Here is a 22,528-nt window from a genome sequence, read left to right as displayed (position 1 = left end):
GCCTCTTGGCCAGAACCTGGCGGCTAGAACGGCAGCGGAGCGTTCAGCACCAGCGATGGTGCGTCGCTGCCTGTCGCTGACGGAATCACCAGCTGTGCGGCATGCAGCAGCAGGCGAGGGCTGGCATTCAGTGCCGCCCCGCGTGCATAGAAGCCATCACCGATGATGGGATGGCCGAGCGCCAGCATATGCAGGCGCAGCTGATGCGAGCGCCCGGTATGAGGTGTCAGCAGGACACGGCTGGCGGCGAGGGTCTGAGGCGAGCCATCCGGGCGCTGGCCATCGAGCATCAGGTGACGCTCGACTTGATAGTGCGTCAGTGCCGGTTTGCCATGGAGGAAGTCGACGATCTGCCGCGGTCTGCGCGGCCAGTCACAGCGCAGCGGCAGGGCGATGCTGCCCTCGTCGGGCGTGAGATGCCCTGCCACCACGGCCACGTAGCGTTTCTCGAGGGTGCGCGACTGGAAGAGGCGCGACAGCCGCCGCTGTCCCTCGACATTGCGCGCCACCAGCAGCACCCCGGAAGTTGCCACATCCAGCCGATGCACGGCACGGGTGTCCTCGCTCAACCGGCACAGGCGCGAATGGACGCTGTCGAAGCGTGAAGGGTCGCGGCCCGGTACCGAGGGCAGCTCGGCCGGCTTGTCGATCGCCCACCAGTCATCGCCTGCCGCCAGCAGCGTCAGCCCCACTCCCTCGACACGCGCGACCTCCTCGGCAAGGCGTTGTCCCTGCCAGCCATGCTCGGTCGTGGTGTCGGGTCGGCTTTCTGGATGTGATGTCGCCATGACGGTGCTCTAGGGTGGTAGGGGTTGGACGGTCAGGCCCAAGAATAACGCTTTCGGCGACTCACAATGAAAAGCGCCCCACTTGCCGATGGCAGGTGGGGCGCTTTTCTTGCGTCATTGGCAAGCCGTGACGTCAGGGGCTACCTGACATCACGGCGCGGGCAGATCAACGTTCGTGAGCATCCACGGTGACGATGACGCGCACGCTGTCCAGACGCAGACGCGTGGTCTCGATGGCGCCATCGAGAGCGGCACGCTCCTGGCGCAGCGCTTCCAGCTCTTCCTCGCGCACCGACGGGTTGTGGCTGGCCAATGCTTCGAGGCGGGCGAGCTCCGCGCTGAGCTGCTCACGCATCTGCTGCTGGGCCTGCTCGACGATGCTCGGCAGTTCGCGCTCGGCTTCCTGCTCGGCGTCGCTCATCAGCTTGCGCAGTGTCGCGTGGCTCTGCTTGATCAGATCACGCGCGACCGCCTTCTTGACCGGCTTGAGGTTCTTGGCCAGCCCGCCGAAGGAGACCTTGTCGGACAGGTTGCTGCCGTTTTCATCCAGCAGTACCCGGATGGCGGTCGGTGGCAGGAAGCGACCCAGGCGCAAGCCGCGCGGTGCGGTGGACTGGGTGCGGAACACCACTTCCGTCATCAGGCGACCGCCCGGGATCGCCGGGTGCTTGAGCAGTGCCAGCGCCGTGTTGCCCATGGAGCCATCGATGATGCGCACCAACATCTCGCGGACCAGCGGGTGCTCCCACGACAGATGCTGGACATCTTCGCGTGACAGCGCCGTGGCGCGGTCGCTGGTGACGCTGAAGCCTTCCTCGCCCTTCACCAGCCCCGGCAGGCCGTCAAGCATGTGCGGGCCTGGCGCCAAGTAGGTGATGCCGTCGCCGAGGTCACGGCTCTCGATACCGAAGATGTCGAAGGCGCGCTCCAGGTAGCCCGGCAGCGCCTTGTCGTTGTCCAGTGTCTCGATGGCGGCGATGACTTCCGCGGCGCGCTCGTGACGACAGGCATTGAGTTCCAGCAGACGGTTGCGACCGGACTGGCGCTCGGCCTGCAGGGCGTCGAAGCGTTCGCGGGTCTGCTCGATGATGCTGTCGATCTCTTCGCTGTCGAGCAGGGCTTCTTCCAGCTCGTCACCGAATTGGGAATACAGCTCGCTGCCGATGCCGTGGGGCGCACTGAAGGCGTCCATGCCATCGCGGTACCAGCGCAGCAGCTGGGCGCCCGGTGAGCCTTCGAAGACCGGTACGTGGATCTCGATCGGGAATTGCTGGCCGATGCGGTCCAGACGCCCGATGCGCTGCTCGAGCTGATCCGGATGCACCGGCAGGTCGAACATCACCAGGTGGTGGCAGAACTGGAAATTACGGCCTTCCGAGCCGATTTCCGAGCACACCAGCAGCTGCACGCCTTCTTCCTCGGAGGCAAAGGCGGCGGCGGCGCGATCACGCTCGACCAAGCTCATGCCCTCATGGAAGACCGGTGCATGCACGCCGCCCAGCACGCGCAGACCTTCGGACAGCTCACGCGCGGTATCGGCGGTGTGACAGATCACCAGCGCCTTCTCGTTGCCGAGGTCGGTCAGGGTTTCCAGCAGCCACATGACGCGCGGGTCGATCTGCCACCAGGGCTCGGCGTTCATGCGGTCATCAGGCAGGGCGCGGTACATCTCGTCGAGGAACAGCACCACCTCGGGGTGGTTCATGCCGGTCTCGATCAGCAGGTCATCGAGGTAGTCCTCGTCACGCTCCAGCTTGCGCACCACACGCCGGTAGGAGGAGGGCAACTCCAGCTCGTGGACGTGCAGACGACGCTCGGGGAAGCCTTCGACGTGGGTGCGCGAGTTGCGGAACATCACGCGGCCGGTGCCGTGGCGGTCGAGCAGCTGGTCACGCAGCTGACGACGGGCGCTGTCCCGCTGGGCGTCATCGCTGTCGCTGTCCATCAGGGTCTCGAGCAGGGCGCGGCTGTCGCCGTCATCCAGCACGGCGGTCAGGCTGTCCAGGCCGCTGGTGTCAGTCGGCAGGGCGTCCAGGCTGTCGATGGCCGAGGCCACGGCGACGTAACCCTCTTCCTCGGCCTTGAAGCGCTCCAGGTCGTGGTAGCGCTCCGGGTCGAGCAGGCGCAGGCGCGCGAAGTGGCTCTCCAGCCCCATCTGCTCCGGTGTGGCGGTCAGCAGCAGCACACCGGCGGTCTGGCGGGCGAGTGATTCGACGCAGGCATAGCCCGGGCCGACCTTGTCTTCGCTCCAGTCGAGGTGGTGGGCTTCATCGACGATCAGCATGTCCCAGTCGCAGGCGGCAGCCTGGACCTGACGCGACGGGTTGGCGAACAGCCAGTCCTGGCTGGCCAGAATGATCTGGTTGCCTTCGAAGGGGTTGCGCGTGCCGTGGGCCTTGCATTGCTCTTCATCGAGCAGCGAGACATCCAGCGCGAAGCGGCGCAGCATCTCGACCAGCCACTGGTGGGTCAGGCTCGCCGGTACCAGGATCAGGGCGCGACGGGCACGACCGCTGAGCAGCAGGCGATGCAGGATCAGGCCGGCTTCGATGGTCTTGCCCAGGCCGACTTCATCGGCCAGCAGCACGCGCGGTGCGTGACGGCGCGAGACCTCATCGGCGATGTACAGCTGGTGCGGTACCAGGTCGACCTTGGGGCCGGAGAGGCCCAGCGCGGGGCTCTGCTCGACACGATGGAAGTGGCGCAGGGTGCGGTAACGCAGGTCGAACCAGTCATTGCGGTCGACCTGGCCGGTCAGCAGGCGGTCACGGGCCTGGTTGAACTGCATCTTGTCGTTGAGGCGTGCCTCGGGAAGCTCGAGCAGCTCGCCGGCGCTTTCGCCTTCACGTTCACAGATGTAGAGGATCTGGCCGCGCACTTCCTTGGAATCATCGACGATCAGCCATTCGCCATCGTCGGACTGGATGCGGTCGCCATTGCCGAAGGCGACTCGGGTCAGGGGCGCCTCGCGGAGGCTGTAGGTGCGGGTTTCTTCGCTGGCGGCAAAGAGGACGGTAACCGTGCGGAAATCGACATTGAGGATCGTGCCAAGGCCGAGATCGGCCTCACCATCACTGATCCAGCGCTGACCGGGAATGAAGTCGCTCATGATGCCTCGGGGTAGGACAAAGACGGGAATCGGGAATACAGGGGCGCGGTATCTTACCGGATCACGCGCCGTGGCTTAAGCGCCTTTTGTCCTTGTGAGGCGTCTTTGTCCTCTCGTGTCGTCACTGGGCGTGGTGCACCCATGGCATGAGGCCTTCTCTCATGATTTGGGGGAGGGTGTCCGTCACGATCCAGACGGGGGCATCAGCGCCTGCAGCTGGGCGCGGCTCAGCTCGCCGATGTGGCGTTCGATCAGGCGGCCTTCGCCATCGAATATCAGGGTGGCAGGCAGGCCCTGTGCGTCGGCGAGCCCCATCAGCTGCATGGCGGGGTCCAGCAGGGCGTATTCCAGCGTGAGTCGCTCACTCTTGAGGAAACGAGTGACCGCGAGCGCCTGTTCGCCCTGATTGGCCAGCACCACGGTGACATCCGGCCGGGCGTCCACCTCGGCCAGCAGCGGCATCTCCCGGCGGCAGGGCGGGCACCAGGTAGCCCACAGATTGACGATCACGCGCTGATTGCGGACCTCATCCAGCGATACCGGGCGACGATCCAGATGATGCAGGGTGATCGACGGCATGCGCTCGATGGAATGCGTGCTGCCCAGCGGGTCGAGCTGCTTGAGGCCGAGGAAAGCGGTCAGGCCCAGAGTCAGACTGCCCAGCGCGATGACCTGGCGAATCACGCCATGCCGGCGCAACAGCCACAGGCTGGCCAGGGTCGCGGCCAGCATGCCGCCGAGCAGGTGGTAGCCCGGTTGCCACAGCTTGAGAATATCCAGCGGTGTCTGCTGATAACTTGCCCAGTGCAGGGCGACGTAAGTGAGGCGCGCACCGATCACCCAGCTGACCAGCATGCGATTGAACCAGCGCGAGGGGCTCAGCGGTGAAGAGTCGTGAGCGGGCGCGGTCGTGCCCCTGGCGTGCATGCGCGCCAGTAGACGAATCAGCAGCGAGAACTCGATCAGCATCACCAGGGCTGCCACGAAGGCATAGAGGCGTTCGACGGAAATCAGGGCAGGGCCCAGAGCGATGGCATCCATGCGGTTATCCTTTGGCGGTGTCCGGGAAGGGGCATTCGGGTCAGCACTACCTGTCGAGCGGCGCTTGGCCGGCGCTGCAGTCGCGAGGCTCGAGTATGCGATAATCGACGGACTTCGACATCCACGCCTCGCGCGCTGAGCATTGCTCTGGCGCCGAGGACGCTCCAGGGATATCCCCATGCTTTCACATCATTATGACCGTAGCCGTGCGATCGCCGTTGCCAGTCAGGCCGCCGGCCTTATCGCCATCGTCGCGCTGGAAACCTGGCTGGGGGATGCCGCCCGCCCGTGGCAGGGGCTGGTGTTCGCCCTGATGCTTGCCTGTGGACTGGGGCTGGCGCTGCGCAGTTACTACCTCAAGCAAAAGGCCCGCCGCGACCGAGAACGTGCTGGTCGCGAGCGGGCCCGCAAGGCGAGTGACACCTGGATGTCCGATTGACGCAGGTGAGCGACTCAGTAGCTCTGCAGTCGGTAGCCTTCACGCTCCATGCAGTACTTCAGCAGCGTCTGTTTCTCGTTGTCTGACTTGTCCGTCAGGCCAAGTTCGTACTGGCAGCCGGCCCAGGTGTTGTGAGCCTCCGTGCTGTTGGCACCGGGCTTCTCCCATTGGGTACGGGTGGAGGCGCAGGCGGAGAGCAGGGAGGTGAGCAGCAGGGACAGCATGGCAAGGCGCAGTGTGTGCATGTGGCATCCTGAGGGATGTAAGGCATTGGAGGGGAGTTCGTCACTGGGCAACATCAGCCGCAGGAAAACCTTCCAGCATCAAAAAAGCCGCTGATCAGTGATCAGCGGCTTTTTCAGATATCTGGTCGGAGTAGCAGGATTCGAACCTACGACCTCTGCCTCCCGAAGGCAGCGCTCTACCAAGCTGAGCTATACTCCGATGCGTCGTGAGCTTGTCTCGACGGAGGTGAATTATACGCAGACAGCTTTGCTTTGCAAGCCCTTGAGGTCAAAAAGTTTTATCGATGTCTCAAGGGGCAATTCGGCTGTCGAGAAGCGCGCTTTTCTTCACCTCATCCTGCCGGTACTTCTCGTCACGTTTTCCTGCTGGTGGTCTGTCTCCCCGTGGCTGAAAGGGGGATCAGGCCTGACGGCCGACGCTCAACAGCGCGATGCGTTCGAGACTGTCGCGGAAGTCACTCTCCGGCAGCGCCTCGAGTTCCGCCAGGGCGTTGTCGGCCATTTCCTGCGCGCGACTGCGGGTATAGTCGAGGCCGCCGGTGAGGCGCACGACTTCCAGTACCTCGTCGAGTTGCTCCAGTCCGCCCTTCTCGATGGCGCCACGTACCAGGCTGGCCTGCGCCGGGCTTCCGACCTGCATGGCGCGAATCAACGGCAGGGTCGGCTTGCCCTCGGCCAGGTCATCACCGACATTCTTGCCCATGGTCTCGGCGTCGCCCTGATAGTCGAGCAGGTCATCGATGAGCTGGAAGGCGAGGCCCAGGTAGCGGCCATAGTTCTGCAGCGCGCTGACCTGTGCCGCCGTGACGGTGCCATCCGCTTCCTGGGCGAGTATCGCCCCGGCATGCGCGGCCGCCTCGAACAGCATGGCGGTCTTGCCGTGGATGGTCTCGAAGTAGGCGGCTTCATCGATGTCGGCATTGCCGATGTTGGTCAGCTGCAGGACCTCGCCTTCGGCGATGGTGCAGGTGGCGGCGGAGAGAATCGCCATCACGTCCATCGAGCCGACTTCCACCATCATCTGGAAAGAGCGGGAATAGAGGAAGTCACCGACCAGCACGGAGGGCGCGTTGCCCCAGGTGTCATTGGCGGTGGAGCGACCGCGACGCAGACTGGACTCGTCGACGACATCATCGTGCAGCAGTGTCGAGGTGTGCATGAACTCGATCAGTGCGGCCAGGTTGATGTGGCGATCACCCTGATAGCCGAGTGCGCGGGCTGCCAGCAGCACCAGGACCGGGCGCAGGCGCTTGCCACCACTCTGGATGATGTACTGACCGATGGTCTGGACCAGCGGCACGCGCGACTCGAGCTGCGCGAGAATGGTGCGGTCTACGGCGGCGAAGTCATCTGCCACTGCCGCGTGAAGGGTCGATGCGTCGGCTTGCATGAGGTCGTCGTGCCCGTAGCGAGAGGTGAGGCCGCCGTGGCGTGCCATTTGCCGGTTATGCTATGGGGCACCCCTATGGCCGTCAAGGCGTGCACCCGCGCAGGGATGCAGGCTGGCGGCGGGTCGGACGTGTGCATCTTGACATTGCTTGTCGATCGCGGCACGCGGCGCTATAATACGCGGCCGTGACTCATCCCGCTCCCTGTCAGATGGCTCCAGAAGGGGCGCCACTCGCAGCAGGCCACCCAAGAGCACACCCTTGATGAGTTCGATGGAGAGAATCATGTACGCAGTTATCAAGAGCGGTGGCAAGCAGTACCGCGTTCAGGAAGGCCAGACCCTGAAGCTCGAGAAGCTTGAAGTCGCCACTGGCGAAACTATCCAGTTCGACGAAGTCCTGATGGTCGCTGAAGGCGACGACATCAAGGTCGGCGCTCCGCTGGTTGAAGGTGCCAAGGTTGCTGCCGAGGTCGTGTCTCACGGCCGTGGCGACAAGGTCACCATCATCAAGTTCCGTCGCCGGAAGCACTCCATGCGTCGTGCGGGCCACCGTCAGTGGTTCACCGAAGTCAAGATCACTGGTATCTCTGCGTAATTGCAGCGCTACCCACCATAGGAGAATTATCCAATGGCACATAAGAAGGCGGCGGGCTCTACCCGCAACGGTCGCGATTCTGAATCCAAGCGCCTTGGTGTGAAGCTGTTCGGTGGCCAAGCGGCTATCGCCGGCAACATCATCGTGCGTCAGCGCGGCACCCGTTTCCACGCCGGTACTGGCGTTGGCATCGGCAAGGACCACACTCTCTTCGCTCTGGCCGACGGCCACGTGAAGTTCGAGACCAAGGGTCCGAAGAACCGCAAGTTCGTCAGCATCGTTTCTGCCTGAAACGTCTGACAGCTTACGCAGACTGGACGATGCCCCGGTATCGTATGACGGTCTGCAAGGAAGCCCCGCTCAGGCGGGGCTTTTTTGTCGCATGACGGCCCGGGTCGTCGTCAGGAGAGAGCAGCATGCAGTTCCTTGATGAAGCGTCGATCATTGTCGAGGCCGGACGTGGCGGCAATGGTTGCCTGAGTTTTCGCCGTGAGAAATACGTGCCGCGTGGTGGCCCCGATGGGGGTGACGGCGGGCACGGCGGCAGTGTGTACCTGATCGGGGATGATTCCCTCAATACCCTGATCGACTTCAAGTTCCAGCGCTATTACCAGGCCGAGAGCGGTGATGCCGGCCAGGGCCGTCAGATGGCGGGCAAGGCGGGTGAGGACCTGATCGTCAAGGTGCCGGTCGGCACTACCGTGATCGACGAGGAAACCCTCGAGATCATCGGTGACGTGACGGAAATCGGCCAGCTGGTGCTGGTTGCGCAGGGTGGGCGTCGTGGTCTGGGCAACATCCACTTCAAGTCCTCCACCAATCGCGCGCCGCGCCAGACCTCCAAGGGCACCTGGGGTGAGCGTCGCAACCTGCGTCTCGAGATGAAGGTGATGGCGGATGTCGGCCTGCTGGGCATGCCGAATGCCGGCAAGTCGACGCTGATTCGGGCCGTCTCCGCGGCCAAGCCCAAGGTCGCCAACTACCCCTTCACCACGCTGGTGCCGAACCTTGGCGTCGTGAAGATCGGTAGCCACCAGCACTTCGTGATGGCCGACATTCCCGGCCTGATCGAAGGGGCGGCGGATGGCGCCGGCCTGGGGCTGCGCTTCCTCAAGCACCTGACGCGCACGCGCCTGTTGCTGCATGTGGTGGATATCGCGCCCTTCGACGAGAGCGACCCGGTCCATGCGGTCGAGGCGATTCTCAATGAGCTCAAGAACTTCTCCTCGGCACTCACGGAGCTGCCGCGCTGGCTGGTGATCAACAAGATCGATCTGCTGGCGGAAGAGGATCGCGAGGCGATGGTCAAGGACCTCGTCGAGCGTCTGGGCTGGGAAGGTGAGCTGTTCGTCGTCTCCGCGGCCAGTGGTATCGGCACTCAGGAGCTGGTGCAGGCCGCACACCGCTGGCTGGGCGAGCAACGCCTGCAGCTGGCGGAAGATCCGGAAGCTGCCGAGGCGCATGCCGCCCTGCTGGCGCGGATGGAGAACGAGTCGCTGGAGCGCGCTGAAGAGCGCCTGACACGTCGCAAGCGCAAGAAGGATGACGAAGAAGAGGACGATGACGACTTCAATGACGACGATTACGACGTCGAGGTCGAATACGCGCCCTGAGGTCGAGGTTCGTCCGGTGGCTGCCCTGCGAGGCAGTCACTGAGTGACGAGCGACCCGCTTCGCGATTCACGCCCCGCCCCGAGCCTTCTGGTCTCGCGGCGGGGCGTTTTCGTTGCAGGTGCCGCTCGAGGGTGATGACAGCAGCGGGGCGGGAGCGGACAATGACGCGACGGGGCAGTCACAGCCTGCCGAGCGGGGCGGGAGACCACATGACAGGAGATAGTGCGGTGGCGGAGCAGAAGGTGGCGGAAGTGGCGGAGATGGGCAGTCGGGTCGGACGTGAGGCATTGGCCAGGGCGCGGCGCGTGGTGGTCAAGATCGGCAGTGCGCTGCTGACCGACGACGGCCGCGGGCTGGACGATGCCGGCATCGGGCGTTGGGTCGACCAGATCGCGGCACTGCATGCGCGTGGCATCGAGGTGATCGTGGTGTCTTCCGGCGCGATCGCCGTCGGCATGTCCCGGCTTGGCTGGACGGCGCGACCCAGTGGCGTGCATGAGCTGCAGGCCGCGGCGGCGGTCGGCCAGAATGGCCTGACCCAGTGCTATGAAGAGCATTTCCATCGTCACGGCCTGACCACCGCCCAGATTCTGCTGACCCACGACGATCTCTCCAATCGCAAGCGTTACCTGAATGCACGCTCGGCGCTGCGTACCCTGGTGGAGCTGCGCGTGGTGCCGGTGATCAACGAGAATGACACTGTCGTCACCGACGAGATTCGCTTCGGTGACAACGATACGCTCGGCGCGCTGGTCGCCAATCTGCTGGAAGCCGATGCCCTGTTGCTGCTCACCGATCAGGAAGGGCTGTACGACGCCGACCCGCGCCATGATCCGGCGGCCAGGCTGATCGAGGAAGCGCAGGCCGATGACCCGATGCTGGTCAAGGTCGCCGGTGGCGGCGGGGTGCTGGGGCGTGGCGGCATGGCCACCAAGGTGCGGGCGGCGCGCCTGGCAGCCCGCAGCGGCGCGCTGACGGTGATTGCCTCCGGCCGCCAGCCTGACGTGATCACGCGCCTGGCCGCTGGCGAGCGCTTCGGTACCCTGCTGCTGCCCGAGCATGCGCCGATCGCGGCGCGCAAGCGCTGGATCGCCGGGCAACTGCAGGTGCGGGGCACCCTGACGCTGGATGCCGGAGCCGTCAGCGTGCTGACCACGCGTGGTTCCAGCCTGCTGCCGGTGGGCGTGAAGAAGATAGACGGCACCTTCAAGCGCGGTGACCTGGTGCAGTGTGTCGATGAATCCGGCGCGCGGATCGCCAAGGGGCTGGTCAACTATTCCGCGGTCGATGCCGAGCGCATCCTGGGGCTGCCGAGTCATCAGATCGAGGCTGCGCTGGGCTATATCGAGGCGCCGGAGCTGATCCATCGCGACAACCTCATCGTGCTGTAGGGCGCATGAGGCCTGCCGATGCGGGCCTCATGCTGGCAGTCATCCGTCCGGCCATGCTAGACTCTGCCGTCCTGTCGGGAGCTGGTCCGCTCCGATGGCGAAGGCTTGGCGGGGCTTCCACGTCAAGTCGCTGATTTCTCTATGGTCTTCACGTCAAGTGTCGAAAGCGAGAGATGACCGGACCCGCTGTCGCCCCGCGACAACGTCTTCCAAATTCAAGTTCATGAGTACGCGCCTACGGGTGGACTCATAAGGAGCATCAAAGTGGCAAACTCCAAGCAAGCTCGCAAGCGCGCTCGTCAGGCTGAAGTCCGTCGTCAGCACAACTCCGCACAGCGTTCCGCCGTGCGTACCAGCGTCAAGAACGTGCTGAAGGCCGTCAAGACTGGTGACCACGCTGCTTCCATGGCCGCTTTCAATGTCGCGCAGAAGGTCCTCGACCGTTACGCCGACAAGGACATCCTGTCCAAGAAGAAGGCCGCTCGCGTCAAGAGCCGTCTGAACGCACGCGTCAAGGCACTGGCTGTCTAAGACGTGTTCGCGTGAAAAAACCGGCTTCGGCCGGTTTTTTTGTGTCTGTCTATCGTGTTGGATGGCATCGGTATCGGATCAGGGAAGTGAAAGGGGTGTCAGGGTGAGCAAGCCGCAGGATGAGTCGCCCAGAGGCGATCAGGATGTCGGGAAAGAGTCGGGTCGCCAGGCCGTGCAGACTGGCTCTCAGGCGACGGCTCAGGCAGAGACCAGCAGTGGAGACAGCCTGCCGGTGCGCGCGGGACTGCTGCGCTCCGGACTGATCGTCAGCGTGATGACGATGCTGTCGCGGGTGCTGGGGCTGGCGCGAGACGTGATCATCGCCAGTCTGCTGGGGGCAGGCAGCGGGGCGGATGCCTTCTTCGTGGCCTTCAAGATCCCCAACTTCATGCGTCGTCTGTTCGCCGAGGGGGCCTTCAATCAGGCCTTCATTCCGGTGCTGTCCGAGTATGCGACCCGGCGCACGCGGGAAGAGGTCCGCGAGTTGCTGGATGCCGTCAGTGGCAGTCTCGGCGTCATTCTGGCGCTGATCACGGCGCTGGCGATGCTGTGCGCGCCCTGGCTGGTGTGGGTCTTCGCGCCCGGGTTCGGTGACGATGCCGGCAAGCTGGCGCTGACCGGTGACATGCTGCGCCTGACCTTCCCCTATCTGTTGCTGATCTCGCTGACCGCCTTCGCCGGCAGCGTGCTCAATACCTGGAATCGCTTCGCGGTGCCGGCCATCACCCCGGTGCTGCTCAACCTGAGCCTGATCGGTGCGGCGCTGTTGCTGGCACCGCGTTTCGAGACACCCGCCATGGCGCTGGCCTGGGGCGTGTTGATCGCCGGTGGCGTGCAGCTGCTGTTCCAGGTGCCGTTCCTGCTGCGTCTTGGCCTGATGCCCAAGCCATGGCCGAACTTCGCCCACGAAGGCGTGCGGCGCATCCTCAAGTTGATGACACCGGCGCTGTTCGGGGTCTCGGTCTCGCAGATCAACCTGCTGCTGGATACCGTGCTGGCCTCGTTTCTGGTCACCGGCAGCGTGTCGTGGCTCTATTACTCCGACCGGCTGGTCGAACTGCCGCTGGGCATCATCGGCATCGCCATCGGCACCGTGATTCTGCCGGCGCTCTCCAAGCGTCACGCGGAGCAGTCGCTGGAGCACTTCCAGAAGATGCTCGACTGGGCGCTGCGTTCGGTATTGTTGATCGGCGTGCCGGCGGCGCTGGCGCTGGGCGTGCTCGCGGAGCCGCTGCTGATCACGTTGTTCCACTATGGGGCGATGACGGACAATGATGTGGTGATGTCGGCCCAGAGCCTGCGGGCCTACAGCTTCGGGCTGCTGGCCTTCATGCTGATCAAGGTGCTGGCACCGGGCTTCTATGCGCGTCAGGACACGAAGACGCCGGTCAAGATCGGCATCATCGCGATGGTCGCCAACATGGCCTTCAACCTCGCGCTGATCGTGCCGTTGGCCCATGCGGGCCTGGCATTGGCCACGGCGCTGTCGGCCTTCCTGAATGCCGGGCTGTTGGCGCGTGGCCTGTATCGCGAGGGTGTGCTGCGCTTCCAGCCGGGCTGGGGGCGCTATTCGCTGACGCTGATTGGCGGTTGCGCCCTGATGGGCGGCGGCCTGCTGTGGCTGTCACCGGACTGGACCACCTGGCTCGGTTGGGGCCTGTGGGAGCGCTGTGCGATGATGGGGGCGCTGGTCGTCGGCGGTGTGCTGGTCTATGCGCTGTGGTTGGGGCTTTGCGGCATACGTCCGCGCCACTTCCGCATGCAGGGCTGAGCCCCGACTCCCGATTCACATCTCGCGTTCCAGCAGTTTTCTCTCTGGTGGGGCAACGGTGGCTGTCAGCGCCGTGCCCCTTCGCTATAATCGACCACTTTCGGCGGCTTGTGTGATGCACGCATGGACTTGATCAGAGGACTCCACAATCTCGCCCGCCTGCGCAAGCAGGATGGCAGTCGCGGCTGCGTGGCCACCATCGGCAATTTCGATGGGGTGCACCTCGGCCACCAGGCGATTCTGGAGCAACTGCGCGAGCGCGCGGCGGCCTATGGGCTGCCGGCCACGGTGGTGGTGTTCGAGCCGCAGCCGCGCGAGTTCTTCGCGGGTGACAAGGCGCCGCCACGCCTGACGCGACTGGCGGAAAAGGTCCGCCTGCTGGGTAGCCACGGCGCCGAGCGCGTGCTGTGCCTGCCCTTCAATGAGGCGCTGCGCTCATTGTCGGCCCGTGAATTCATCGAGCAGGTACTGATCGATGGTCTCGGCGTGCGCCACCTGGTGGTCGGCGACGACTTCCGCTTCGGCTGTGATCGTGCCGGTGACTTCGCGCTGCTGGAGCGCATCGGCGCCGCCGAGGGCTTCGCGGTGGAGCATACCCGCACCTTCGAGATCGCCGGTGAGCGTGTGTCCAGCACTCGCGTGCGCAAGGTACTGGCCGCGGGTGACATGGCATTGGCCGCCAGATTGCTGGGACGAGCCCATCACTGGCAGGGGCGCGTGGTCGCGGACCGTCAGCTGGGGCGTACCATCGGCGTGCCGACCGCCAATCTGCCGCTGCCGAATGCGCCGCTGGCGGTCTCCGGCGTCTACGCGGTGATGGCGCATCTGGCCGATGGCCGCGCCTGCCCGGCGGTGGCCAATATCGGCTGGCGCCCGACGGTCGGCACGCCGCGCCCGGTCCTTGAGGTTCACCTGCTGGACTTCGCGGAGGACCTCTATGGCCAGTCGATGCGTGTCAGCTTCTGTGCCTTCCTGCGTGGCGAGCAGCGCTTCGATGGCCTGGAAGCTCTCAAGGCCGCCATCTACGCCGATATCGCATTGGCACGCCGCTTCTTCGCGCTGGCCGCAGGTGAGACGCCCGCCAGTGATGAGCAGGCATTGCTCGATTGCATGACCTCGATGGCTGACCTGCCGCTGGCCAGCCGTCCGCTGAGCGCACTGATGAATGCGCCGACGGCACCCTTACACGGCACTGCTGAGGTGTCTGATTCCACAGCTCGGGAAGCTCAGGCTTCCCGCCCCCACGACGGCTGACCCGAAAGGCTATGAGCGACTACAAGCACACTTTGAATCTGCCCGATACCGACTTCCCGATGCGCGGCAATCTCCCCAAGCGTGAGCCGGACCAACTGGCCCGCTGGAACGAGATTGACCTCTACGCGCGTCTGCGTGAAGCAGGCAAGGGCCGTCCGAGCTTCGTGCTCCACGACGGCCCTCCCTATGCCAACGGCAATATTCACATCGGTCACGCCGTCAACAAGATTCTCAAGGACATCATCGTCAAGTCCAAGACGATGGCGGGCTTCGATGCGCCTTACGTGCCGGGCTGGGACTGTCATGGTCTGCCCATCGAGCACAAGGTCGAGACCACCCACGGCAAGCATCTCGAGTCCGAGAAAGCCCGCCACCTGTGCCGGGAATACGCGGGCGTGCAGGTGGAAGGTCAGAAGCACGAGTTCATCCGTCTCGGCATCGTCGGTGACTGGGGCAACCCGTATCGCTCCATGGACTTCGCCAACGAAGCCGGTGAGATCCGTGCGCTGGCCGAGATGGTCAAGGGCGGTTATGTCTTCAAGGGCCTGAAGCCGGTCAACTGGTGCTTCGACTGTGGCTCTGCGCTTGCGGAAGCGGAAGTCGAATACGCCGACAAGACCTCTGACGCCATCGATGTCGCCTTCGCGGCAGACGACAGCGCGGCGCTGGCCAAGGCCTTCGGCCTCGAGTCACTGAGCAAGCCGGCGGCGATCGTGATCTGGACCACCACCCCGTGGACCATCCCGGCCAACCAGGCGCTCAACGTTCACCCGGACTTCGTCTACTCGCTGGTCGATACCGGCGAGCGCCTGCTGGTGCTCGCCGAGGAGCTGGTCGAGGACAGCCTGGCGCGCTTCGGGCTGAGTGGCGAGACACTGGCGACCGTCAATGGCGCGGCACTGGAGAATCTCAACTTCCGTCACCCGATCTACGATCGTCTGTCGCCGGTCTATCTGGCCGACTACGTCGAGACCGGTGCCGGTACCGGTATCGTCCACTCCGCGCCGGCCTACGGCGAGGATGACTTCCACACCTGCCGTCGTTACGGCATGAGCTTCGACGAGATCGAGAGCCCGGTGCAGGGCAACGGTGTCTACGTGCCGGACCTGCCGGAATTCGGTGGTCAGTTCATCTGGAAGGCCAATCCGAACATCGTCGCGCGTCTGGAAGAACTCGGCGCGCTGATGGCGCACGAGAAGATCACCCACAGCTACATGCACTGCTGGCGCCACAAGACGCCGGTCATCTATCGCGCCACGGCCCAGTGGTTCGTCGGCATGGACATCGCCGGCACCGATGGCGTGACCCTGCGTGACAAGGCGCTGTCCGCCATCGAGGACACCACCTTCATCCCGGCCTGGGGCCAGGCGCGCCTGAAGAGCATGATCGCCAACCGCCCTGACTGGTGCATCTCGCGTCAGCGCAACTGGGGCGTGCCGATTCCGCTGTTCCTGCATCGCGCCACTGGCGAACTGCACCCTGACAGCGTCGCGCTGATGGAAGCGGTCGCGGATCGCGTCGCCGAGCACGGCATCGATGCCTGGTGGTCACTCGACAGCCAGGAGCTGCTGGGCGATGAGGCCGAGAACTACGAGAAGGTCACCGACACGCTGGACGTGTGGTTCGATTCCGGAACGACCCACTGGCATGTGCTGCGTGGGTCGCACCCGCATGGTCACGAGGTAGGTCCGCGTGCCGACCTGTATCTGGAAGGCTCCGACCAGCACCGTGGCTGGTTCCACTCGTCACTGCTGACTGGCTGTGCCATCGACGGCCACGCGCCCTACAAGGCACTGCTGACTCACGGTTTCACCGTCGATGCGCAGGGCCGCAAGATGTCCAAGTCAGTGGGCAACGTGGTCGCGCCGCAGCAGGTGATGGACAAGCTGGGTGCCGACATCCTGCGCCTGTGGGTGTCCTCCAATGACTATTCCGGTGAGATGGCCGTCTCGGACGAGATCCTCAAGCGGACTGCCGATGCCTATCGCCGCATTCGCAACACCTCGCGCTTCCTGCTGTCCAACCTGAACGGTTTCGAGCCCGAGCGTGATGCGCTGGCCTTCGACGACATGCTGGCGCTGGACCAGTGGGTGGTCGATCGTGCCGCCCAGCTGCAGGCACGTGTCGAGCTGGCCTACGAGGAATACCGCTTCCTCGACATCTACCAGCAGGTGCTGACCTTCTGCTCGCGTGAGCTGGGCGGCTTCTATCTGGATGTCATCAAGGACCGCCAGTACACCACGCAGCCGAACTCGCGTGCGCGTCGCAGCTGTCAGACGGCGCTGTATCACGTGATCGAGGCGCTGGCACGCTGGATGGCGCCGATCCTCTCCTTCACCGGAGAAGAGATCTACGCCAACATCCCGGGTCCGCGCAAGGACACCATCTTCCTGGAGACGGCCTACACCGGCCTGACCACGCTGGCGGATGATGCTCCCATGGGGCGTGAGTTCTGGGAGCAGGTGCTGCACGTCAAGCAGGCGGTCAACAAGACGCTGGAAGGCGCGCGCAACGCCGGTCTGGTCAAGAATGGCCTGGCGGCGGAAGTCACCCTTTACGTCAATGACGAGCTAAAAGCACTGCTGGCAAGTCTCGGCGACGAGCTGCGCTTCGTGATGCTGACCAGCGGCGTGACCCTGGCGCCTCTCGATGCTGCGGGTGACGCAGAAGAGACCGAAGTGTCCGGCCTCAAGGTGGCGGTCAAGGTCAGCGAGAATGCCAAGTGCGAGCGTTGCTGGCACCACCGTCCGGAAGTCGGCACCCTGCCGGAACATCCGACCCTGTGTGGCCGCTGCGTGACCAACCTGCCGGATGGCGAAGGCGAGACGCGTCACTTCGCGTGATCGCTGACGCGACCGCGGCATCGTTCAGCCTCCGCTGAGCGCTGATATCGAACGCCGGGCTCTGGCCCGGCGTTCGTGTCTTGCCGCCGACGGATTCATTTCATGCAGGGATGCCCATGGCATCCCCGACAGGAAGGTAACATGACGTCTTCTTCACAACCGCCTGCCAGTGAGGCCGGCTCGGTCGCCAGTGAGCCGATGCGTTCGCCGTTGCGCTGGCTGTGGCTGTCAGTGGTGATCGTGGTGCTGGATCTGACCACCAAGTGGTTGGCCAGCAGTTCTTTGATCTACGGTCAGGCCAACGAGGTGCTGCCGGTCTTCAATCTGACGCTGCTGCACAATACCGGCGCGGCCTTCAGTTTCCTGGCCGGTCATGACGGCTGGCAGCGCTGGCTGTTCGCCGGCATCGCCGTGGTGGCGGCCATCGGTCTGAGCATCTGGCTTGCGCGCCTCAAGCGTCACGAGACCTTCACGGCGCTGGGCATCGCGCTGGTACTGGGTGGCGCATTGGGCAATCTTTATGATCGTGTCGTGCATGGTTACGTGGTGGACTTCCTGTCCTTCCACTGGGGCAATGCCTTCTTCCCGGCCTTCAATGTGGCGGACGTCGCCATCAGCCTGGGAGCCGTGGCACTGATCATCGAATCCTTCCGTGGCCGCTCCGAGTGAGCGGCGCAAACGAGGTCAGCATGAGCGAATATCGTATCGCCGAAAACATGGAGGTCAGCCTCCATTTCCGTCTGCGTCTGGAAGACGGTACCGAAGTGGATTCCACCTTCGACAAGACGCCGGCCACCTTCCAGGTAGGCGATGGCAATCTGCCGCCGGGCTTCGAGCGGCCGATCATGGGCATGGCGGCAGGTGAGACCGGCAGCTTCACGGTCACGCCGGAGCATGCCTTCGGTCAGCACAATCCGCAGAATGTCCAGACCGTGGCGCGCAAGAGCTTCGATGACGAGATCGAGGTCGGCATGGTGATGTCCTTCGCCGAGCCGTCAGGCTCGGAGCTGCCGGGCATCATTCGCGAGATCGATGAGCGTGACGTCAAGGTCGACTTCAACCACCCGCTGGCCGGGCGTACCCTGACCTTCGAGGTCGAGGTGCTGTCCGTCTCCCCCGCGACCACGCACTGAGTCTTCTTTTCCAGGGGCGCCTCACACGTGTGCCCCTTGCCATCAAGCGGAGCCTGTCATGCAGATCAAGCTGGCCAACCCGCGCGGTTTCTGCGCCGGAGTGGATCGCGCCATCGATATCGTCAACGGGGCGCTCGACGTGTTCGGGCCGCCGATCTACGTGCGTCACGAGGTGGTGCACAATCGCTTCGTGGTCGACTCCCTCAAGGAGCGCGGCGCCATCTTCGTCGAGGAACTGCACGAAGTGCCGGATGACGTCATCGTCATCTTCTCGGCCCACGGTGTCTCGCGTGCGGTGCAGGAAGAGGCCGAGCGTCGCAACCTCAAGGTCTTCGATGCCACCTGTCCGCTGGTGACCAAGGTGCACATGGAAGTGCTGCGCTATGCGCGCAAGGGCCAGGATTGCGTGCTGATCGGCCATGAGGGTCACCCGGAAGTCGAGGGCACCATGGGTCGCTATGACACCTCCAAGGGTGGCACCATCCACCTGGTGGAGGACGAGTCCGATGTGGCGCGCCTGGAGGTCAAGGACCCGGATCAGCTGGCCTTCGTCACCCAGACCACACTGTCCATGGATGACACGGCGCGTGTGATCGATGCGCTGCGCGAACGCTTCCCGGCGATTCAAGGGCCGCGCAAGGACGATATCTGCTACGCGACCCAGAATCGTCAGGACGCCGTACGCATGCTGGCGGAAGCCTGCGATGTGGTGCTGGTGGTCGGCAGCCCCAACAGCTCCAACTCCAATCGCCTGCGCGAACTGGCCGAACGCATGCAGACCCCGGCCTGGTTGATCGATGATGCCGAGCAGATCGAGGCCGCCTGGCTCGAGGGTATCGGCAGTATCGGGATCACGGCAGGCGCAAGTGCGCCCGAAGTGCTGGTGCAGGGCGTGATCGATCGCCTGATGGCACTGGGGGCTTCGGCGCCCGAGGAACTGGAAGGTCAGGAGGAGAATATCGTCTTCTCCATGCCCAAGGAGCTCAAGGAGCGCTTGATCGCCTCGGATCAGATTCGCGAGCTGTAACGCTCTGTAAGTCATTGGTCATCTGAAAGCCGCGACTCTGTCGCGGCTTTTTTCATGTCTGATCCGCAATATCTGGCTCTTTGTGAGTTATTGCGCATGTTCTCAATGCCCTGATCATTCCGGTGAGCGTTGATCTGGCCTGAGGATATATGAAAAAAAATGTAATGCTCAGTTACGAAAATGATACATAATGGAGGGTAAGCCACCTCTGGAGATATCGGCATGCCATGCCATCCCCTAGCCAAAAGCGTCATCGGTGCTCGTGCACGACGCGGGGCAGCGGGAGCGTGCGGGCCCAGAGGAGCACGAGGCTTCACGCTCATCGAAGTCATGATGGTGGTCGCGATCATCGGGATTCTGGCGGCGGTAGCAGTGCCATCCTATCTCGGGTACGTGGAGCGCAGCTGGCGTTCTCATGCTCAGCAGGCGCTGGGCCAGCAGGCCAGGCAGTTGCATGGCTTCTATGGCCACGATTTCTCCGAGGCGCCGGTGCTGGAGGGTGAGTTGCCAGCCGATGGCGTCAGCAGTATCGAGGATGCCGGCGGCAATCTGCGCTACCTGATCTCCTATCGCAGCCTCACGCCGAGCACCTTCGTGTTGCAAGCCACTCCGCAGGGAGCACAGCTCAACGATGACTGCGGCATTCTGTGGATGGATGAGGTCATGAATACCGGCGCGGAAGGAGGGGGGCGGTGTTGGTGAAGTCTGCGAGACCATCCTCTCGACATCGGGTCGGGAGAGAACTGCCTTTCGCGTTGCATGAGAGGCCACGAGAGGCCGGGGAGCCTGACATCATGCGTCATTCACGCGGTTTCACGCTGATCGAGCTGGTGGTGACGGTGGCGATCATCGCCATCATCGCTGCCTGGGCGGTGCCTGCCTGGCAAGGGATGGTACAGCGCTCTCAGGTGGAGTCCGACGTGCGCGCCCTGACGCATGCCCTGGCGATGGCACGCAGTGCCGCGACCAGTCGCGGCACCATGGTCAGCGTCTGTCCCTATGCTCCGAGCGTTGCCACGCCGAATCCCACTGTCTGTGATGCGGACTGGTCGAATGGCTGGGTGGTGTATGAAGGCAGTGGGGCCAATTTCACGGCAGGGGATCGCATGTGGGTTCATCAGGGCAGCAACTCGGTGGCGCAATCCGGCGGTGCCAGTCGCATCACCTTCAACGATCGCGGCACACTCAATAGCGGCAACAGCACGCTGGTGTTCTGCGCAGCATCGGATTCCACTTCCGTGGTGGTGGCGCCTTCAGGGCGCGTGAGACTCGAGACGGGAGGTGATTGCTCATGACAAGGCGTAACCCTCCGAAGATCGCGACGGCGCATCGACAGTGTGGCGTCGGTCTGATCGAGGCGCTGGTGGCCGTGCTGCTGCTTGGTGTCTCCTTGCTGGGGTTGGGGCTGCTGCAGGTGCAGACGTTGCAGCATCAGCGCGTCAGTTACAGCAATACGGTGGCACAGCTGCTGTCATTGGACATGGCCGAGCGCATCCGGGCCAATCTCGAAGCCATTGCGCAATACGATGGTGCCGATACGCAGGACCCACCGGACAATGGATGCTCGTCAGACTGCACGCCTGCTCAGTTGGCCAATCAGGATGTGATCGACTGGCGAACGGCCATTCAGGGTTCCACTCTGACCAGCGGTGTCGGCAACGTGACGGTAGACGAGCGCCTGGTCGGCGGTGCCGGTATCGGGGTGCATGACGTCAGTGTCCAGGTGCAATGGAGCGATACGCTCAATGGTGGAATGGATATCCAGGCATATCGCTTCGAGGTGGAGCCATGAACCCGCGTGTCTCTATCGCTGGCAAGAAGTTCTCTCGCTCTCCAGCCTCTCGCGCGCATCAGGCGGGGGTTGGCCTGGTCGAACTGATGATCAGTCTGGTGCTGGGGCTTCTCATCACGGCGATGGCGGTGCAGATGTTCTCGACGTCACGCAGTACCGTGAGTACCCAGGAAGCCCTGTCCTATCTTCAGGAGTCGGCGCGTTATGTCTCGTTCCGGCTTCAGCCCCTCATGCGCAATGTGGGCTACGCGGGGTGTGCCAACAGTCGTGATATCACCAATGCCAGTTCAGTGGATGACTCCCACGATCTCACGGCGCCCTTCGGTGGGCAGCAGCGTACCCAGCGTAGCCTCAGCTATTTCAATCTGACGTTCGTCGCCGCCAGCAAGGATGGCGATGAGATCACGCTCATCAGCAGCATGACCTCACTGGGCGGACCGCTGAGCGTGCGCAATGGCAGTGAAGCGGCCTTCGTGACCGACGAGTTCGCGCTGGTCAGTGATTGCAACAGCACCGATGTCTTCAAGGTGTCGGGGACGACCCAGGGCAGTATCGAGACCAACGATACCCTGTCGCGTTCCTATGGCAGTTCACAGTCATCGAACGCCTATCTGTATCCGGTGCAGGCCTGGGAGCTTCGGCTGGATGATCAGGCCAATGACAGCTCGGTGCGTGCGCTGTATCTCGATCGCATCGATGCCACCTTTGCGCGCGAAGAGCTGGCCTCTGGCGTCGAGGGCTTCGATGTCAGCTTCAGTCTGGACACCACCGGCAACGGCAGTGTCGATCGGGTCAAGGTGCCTGCCGCCACGGTTCGCAGCGAAGACCGTTGGGATGAGGTGCGTCGCATCGAGATCGCCCTGACGCTCGAGAGCCTGCCGGGCGTGGTGCCGGGCGGAGATAACGATGGCCGTCTTACACGCACCTTCAATCTCACGTTCACGCCGCGCAATCTGCAACTGAGGGGCAGCTGATGCATACATCGCCGTCAACATCCGGGCCCTGCGCGGCAACGAGGGGGCCCGCGCATCAGCAAGGCATCGCACTGCTGATCGTGCTGGTCATGCTGGTGGTGATCGGCCTGCTGGCCGTCACCGGCGTGGAGGACAGTCAGTTGCAGACCCGGATGGCCGTCAACAGCCGTAACTTCGAGCAGTCCTATTACAACGCCGAGACCAGCCTCAGCATCGGTGAGCGGGCGTTGCAGGAGGGTCTGGAGAATGGCGCCTGGGAACTGGGCGATTTCGATGACTCGGCTGGGCTGATGCTGGCACTCCCTGAGGATGCGCCGCCGATCAACCCGCTCTCTGAAGCGGATTGGCAGGCCAATGGCATCGATACGCTGGATGATGATGACGGCGCGGTGATCGGGGCGTACGTGATCGAGTATCTGGGCAAGGTCGGGCAGCCCCCACTGAATACCAGCAACGAATTGAATGCGGTCGGTACGCGCCTGGATGCCTTCCGCGTCAGTGCAATGGGCCTGGGAGGCGGCAATGGCGCCTCCTGGACAGTGGTGCAAAGCGAGTTGGAACTGGGCCCTTACTTCTGAGAGGAGCATGAAC

At 63.8% G+C, this 22,528-nt stretch carries 22 protein-coding genes and 1 tRNA gene; 17 read left to right on the top strand and 6 right to left on the bottom strand.

What is annotated here, in order from left to right:
- Positions 1-23: 23 nt before the first annotated feature.
- From QD228_RS15175 to QD228_RS15165, 3 genes are all read right to left on the bottom strand, one after another.
- Positions 24-788 carry an RluA family pseudouridine synthase gene (locus QD228_RS15175; protein ID WP_077373403.1) on the bottom strand — a complete coding sequence of 255 codons (765 nt, stop codon included), beginning with the start codon at positions 786-788 and terminating at the stop codon, positions 24-26.
- Positions 789-954: 166 nt separating this feature from the next.
- Entirely contained in the window at positions 955-3,897 is a 2,943-nt protein-coding gene (gene rapA, locus QD228_RS15170; protein ID WP_077373406.1) for an RNA polymerase-associated protein RapA, read from the bottom strand.
- Positions 3,898-4,080: 183 nt separating this feature from the next.
- On the bottom strand, positions 4,081-4,938 hold the full coding sequence (locus QD228_RS15165; RefSeq protein ID WP_279875997.1) for a TlpA disulfide reductase family protein: 858 nt from the start codon (positions 4,936-4,938) through the stop codon (positions 4,081-4,083).
- Between the two features lie 178 nt (positions 4,939-5,116).
- Here QD228_RS15165 and QD228_RS15160 point away from each other — a divergent pair, with 178 nt between their 5' ends.
- Positions 5,117-5,377 carry a hypothetical protein gene (locus tag QD228_RS15160; protein WP_077373412.1) on the top strand — a complete coding sequence of 87 codons (261 nt, stop codon included), beginning with the start codon at positions 5,117-5,119 and terminating at the stop codon, positions 5,375-5,377.
- 14 nt (positions 5,378-5,391) lie between these two features.
- Here the strand turns inward: QD228_RS15160 and QD228_RS15155 are convergent, their stop codons facing one another.
- The 3 genes from QD228_RS15155 to ispB form a co-directional block, all read right to left on the bottom strand.
- Entirely contained in the window at positions 5,392-5,622 is a 231-nt protein-coding gene (locus QD228_RS15155; RefSeq protein ID WP_077373415.1) for a hypothetical protein, read from the bottom strand.
- Between the two features lie 122 nt (positions 5,623-5,744).
- Positions 5,745-5,821, bottom strand: a tRNA-Pro gene (locus QD228_RS15150).
- Between the two features lie 201 nt (positions 5,822-6,022).
- Positions 6,023-7,012, bottom strand: coding sequence for an octaprenyl diphosphate synthase (gene ispB / locus QD228_RS15145; protein ID WP_084209569.1), 990 nt, complete (start codon positions 7,010-7,012; stop codon positions 6,023-6,025).
- A gap of 283 nt (positions 7,013-7,295) precedes the next feature.
- Here ispB and rplU point away from each other — a divergent pair, with 283 nt between their 5' ends.
- From rplU to QD228_RS15065, 16 genes are all read left to right on the top strand, one after another.
- A complete protein-coding gene (rplU, locus tag QD228_RS15140; RefSeq protein WP_065392479.1) occupies positions 7,296-7,607 on the top strand; it encodes a 50S ribosomal protein L21 in 312 nt (103 codons plus the stop codon).
- 33 nt (positions 7,608-7,640) lie between these two features.
- The gene (gene rpmA, locus QD228_RS15135) at positions 7,641-7,898 is read left to right on the top strand and encodes a 50S ribosomal protein L27 (protein WP_043335969.1); all 258 of its coding nucleotides are present in this window, start codon (positions 7,641-7,643) and stop codon (positions 7,896-7,898) included.
- Between the two features lie 125 nt (positions 7,899-8,023).
- Positions 8,024-9,220, top strand: a complete 1,197-nt coding sequence (gene cgtA / locus QD228_RS15130; protein ID WP_077373417.1) for an Obg family GTPase CgtA — start codon at positions 8,024-8,026, stop codon at positions 9,218-9,220.
- Positions 9,221-9,481: 261 nt separating this feature from the next.
- A complete protein-coding gene (proB, locus tag QD228_RS15125) occupies positions 9,482-10,612 on the top strand; it encodes a glutamate 5-kinase (protein WP_136939727.1) in 1,131 nt (376 codons plus the stop codon).
- A gap of 264 nt (positions 10,613-10,876) precedes the next feature.
- On the top strand, positions 10,877-11,143 hold the full coding sequence (gene rpsT / locus QD228_RS15120) for a 30S ribosomal protein S20 (RefSeq protein WP_077373420.1): 267 nt from the start codon (positions 10,877-10,879) through the stop codon (positions 11,141-11,143).
- Positions 11,144-11,375: 232 nt separating this feature from the next.
- A complete protein-coding gene (murJ, locus tag QD228_RS15115; protein WP_255317675.1) occupies positions 11,376-12,914 on the top strand; it encodes a murein biosynthesis integral membrane protein MurJ in 1,539 nt (512 codons plus the stop codon).
- A 123-nt stretch (positions 12,915-13,037) separates the two neighbouring features.
- Positions 13,038-14,168, top strand: a complete 1,131-nt coding sequence (gene ribF, locus QD228_RS15110) for a bifunctional riboflavin kinase/FAD synthetase (protein WP_077373426.1) — start codon at positions 13,038-13,040, stop codon at positions 14,166-14,168.
- Between the two features lie 11 nt (positions 14,169-14,179).
- Positions 14,180-17,011 (top strand): isoleucine--tRNA ligase, encoded by a 2,832-nt coding sequence (gene ileS, locus QD228_RS15105; protein ID WP_279875996.1) that lies wholly within the window; start codon positions 14,180-14,182, stop codon positions 17,009-17,011.
- A 141-nt stretch (positions 17,012-17,152) separates the two neighbouring features.
- Positions 17,153-17,680, top strand: a complete 528-nt coding sequence (gene lspA, locus QD228_RS15100) for a signal peptidase II (RefSeq protein WP_279875995.1) — start codon at positions 17,153-17,155, stop codon at positions 17,678-17,680.
- 20 nt (positions 17,681-17,700) lie between these two features.
- Positions 17,701-18,144 carry an FKBP-type peptidyl-prolyl cis-trans isomerase gene (gene fkpB, locus QD228_RS15095; protein ID WP_077373432.1) on the top strand — a complete coding sequence of 148 codons (444 nt, stop codon included), beginning with the start codon at positions 17,701-17,703 and terminating at the stop codon, positions 18,142-18,144.
- A gap of 58 nt (positions 18,145-18,202) precedes the next feature.
- The gene (gene ispH / locus QD228_RS15090; protein ID WP_077373435.1) at positions 18,203-19,171 is read left to right on the top strand and encodes a 4-hydroxy-3-methylbut-2-enyl diphosphate reductase; all 969 of its coding nucleotides are present in this window, start codon (positions 18,203-18,205) and stop codon (positions 19,169-19,171) included.
- 252 nt (positions 19,172-19,423) lie between these two features.
- The gene (locus QD228_RS15085; protein ID WP_255303302.1) at positions 19,424-19,873 is read left to right on the top strand and encodes a type IV pilin protein; all 450 of its coding nucleotides are present in this window, start codon (positions 19,424-19,426) and stop codon (positions 19,871-19,873) included.
- 92 nt (positions 19,874-19,965) lie between these two features.
- A complete protein-coding gene (locus QD228_RS15080; RefSeq protein ID WP_077373519.1) occupies positions 19,966-20,466 on the top strand; it encodes a GspH/FimT family protein in 501 nt (166 codons plus the stop codon).
- Positions 20,463-20,963 carry a type IV pilus modification protein PilV gene (pilV, locus tag QD228_RS15075; protein WP_279875994.1) on the top strand — a complete coding sequence of 167 codons (501 nt, stop codon included), beginning with the start codon at positions 20,463-20,465 and terminating at the stop codon, positions 20,961-20,963. The genes QD228_RS15080 and pilV overlap by 4 nt, the downstream gene beginning before the upstream one ends.
- A complete protein-coding gene (locus QD228_RS15070; protein WP_271303368.1) occupies positions 20,960-21,937 on the top strand; it encodes a PilW family protein in 978 nt (325 codons plus the stop codon). The genes pilV and QD228_RS15070 overlap by 4 nt, the downstream gene beginning before the upstream one ends.
- Entirely contained in the window at positions 21,937-22,515 is a 579-nt protein-coding gene (locus QD228_RS15065; protein WP_136939704.1) for a hypothetical protein, read from the top strand. The genes QD228_RS15070 and QD228_RS15065 overlap by 1 nt, the downstream gene beginning before the upstream one ends.
- The last annotated feature ends 13 nt before the right edge of the window (positions 22,516-22,528 follow it).

This window comes from Cobetia sp. 3AK (assembly GCF_029846335.1).
Taxonomy (GTDB): Bacteria; Pseudomonadota; Gammaproteobacteria; order Pseudomonadales; family Halomonadaceae; genus Cobetia; species Cobetia marina.
The sequence above is the reverse complement of the archived record's forward strand: the minus strand, read 5'-3'. Positions and strand labels throughout refer to the sequence as shown.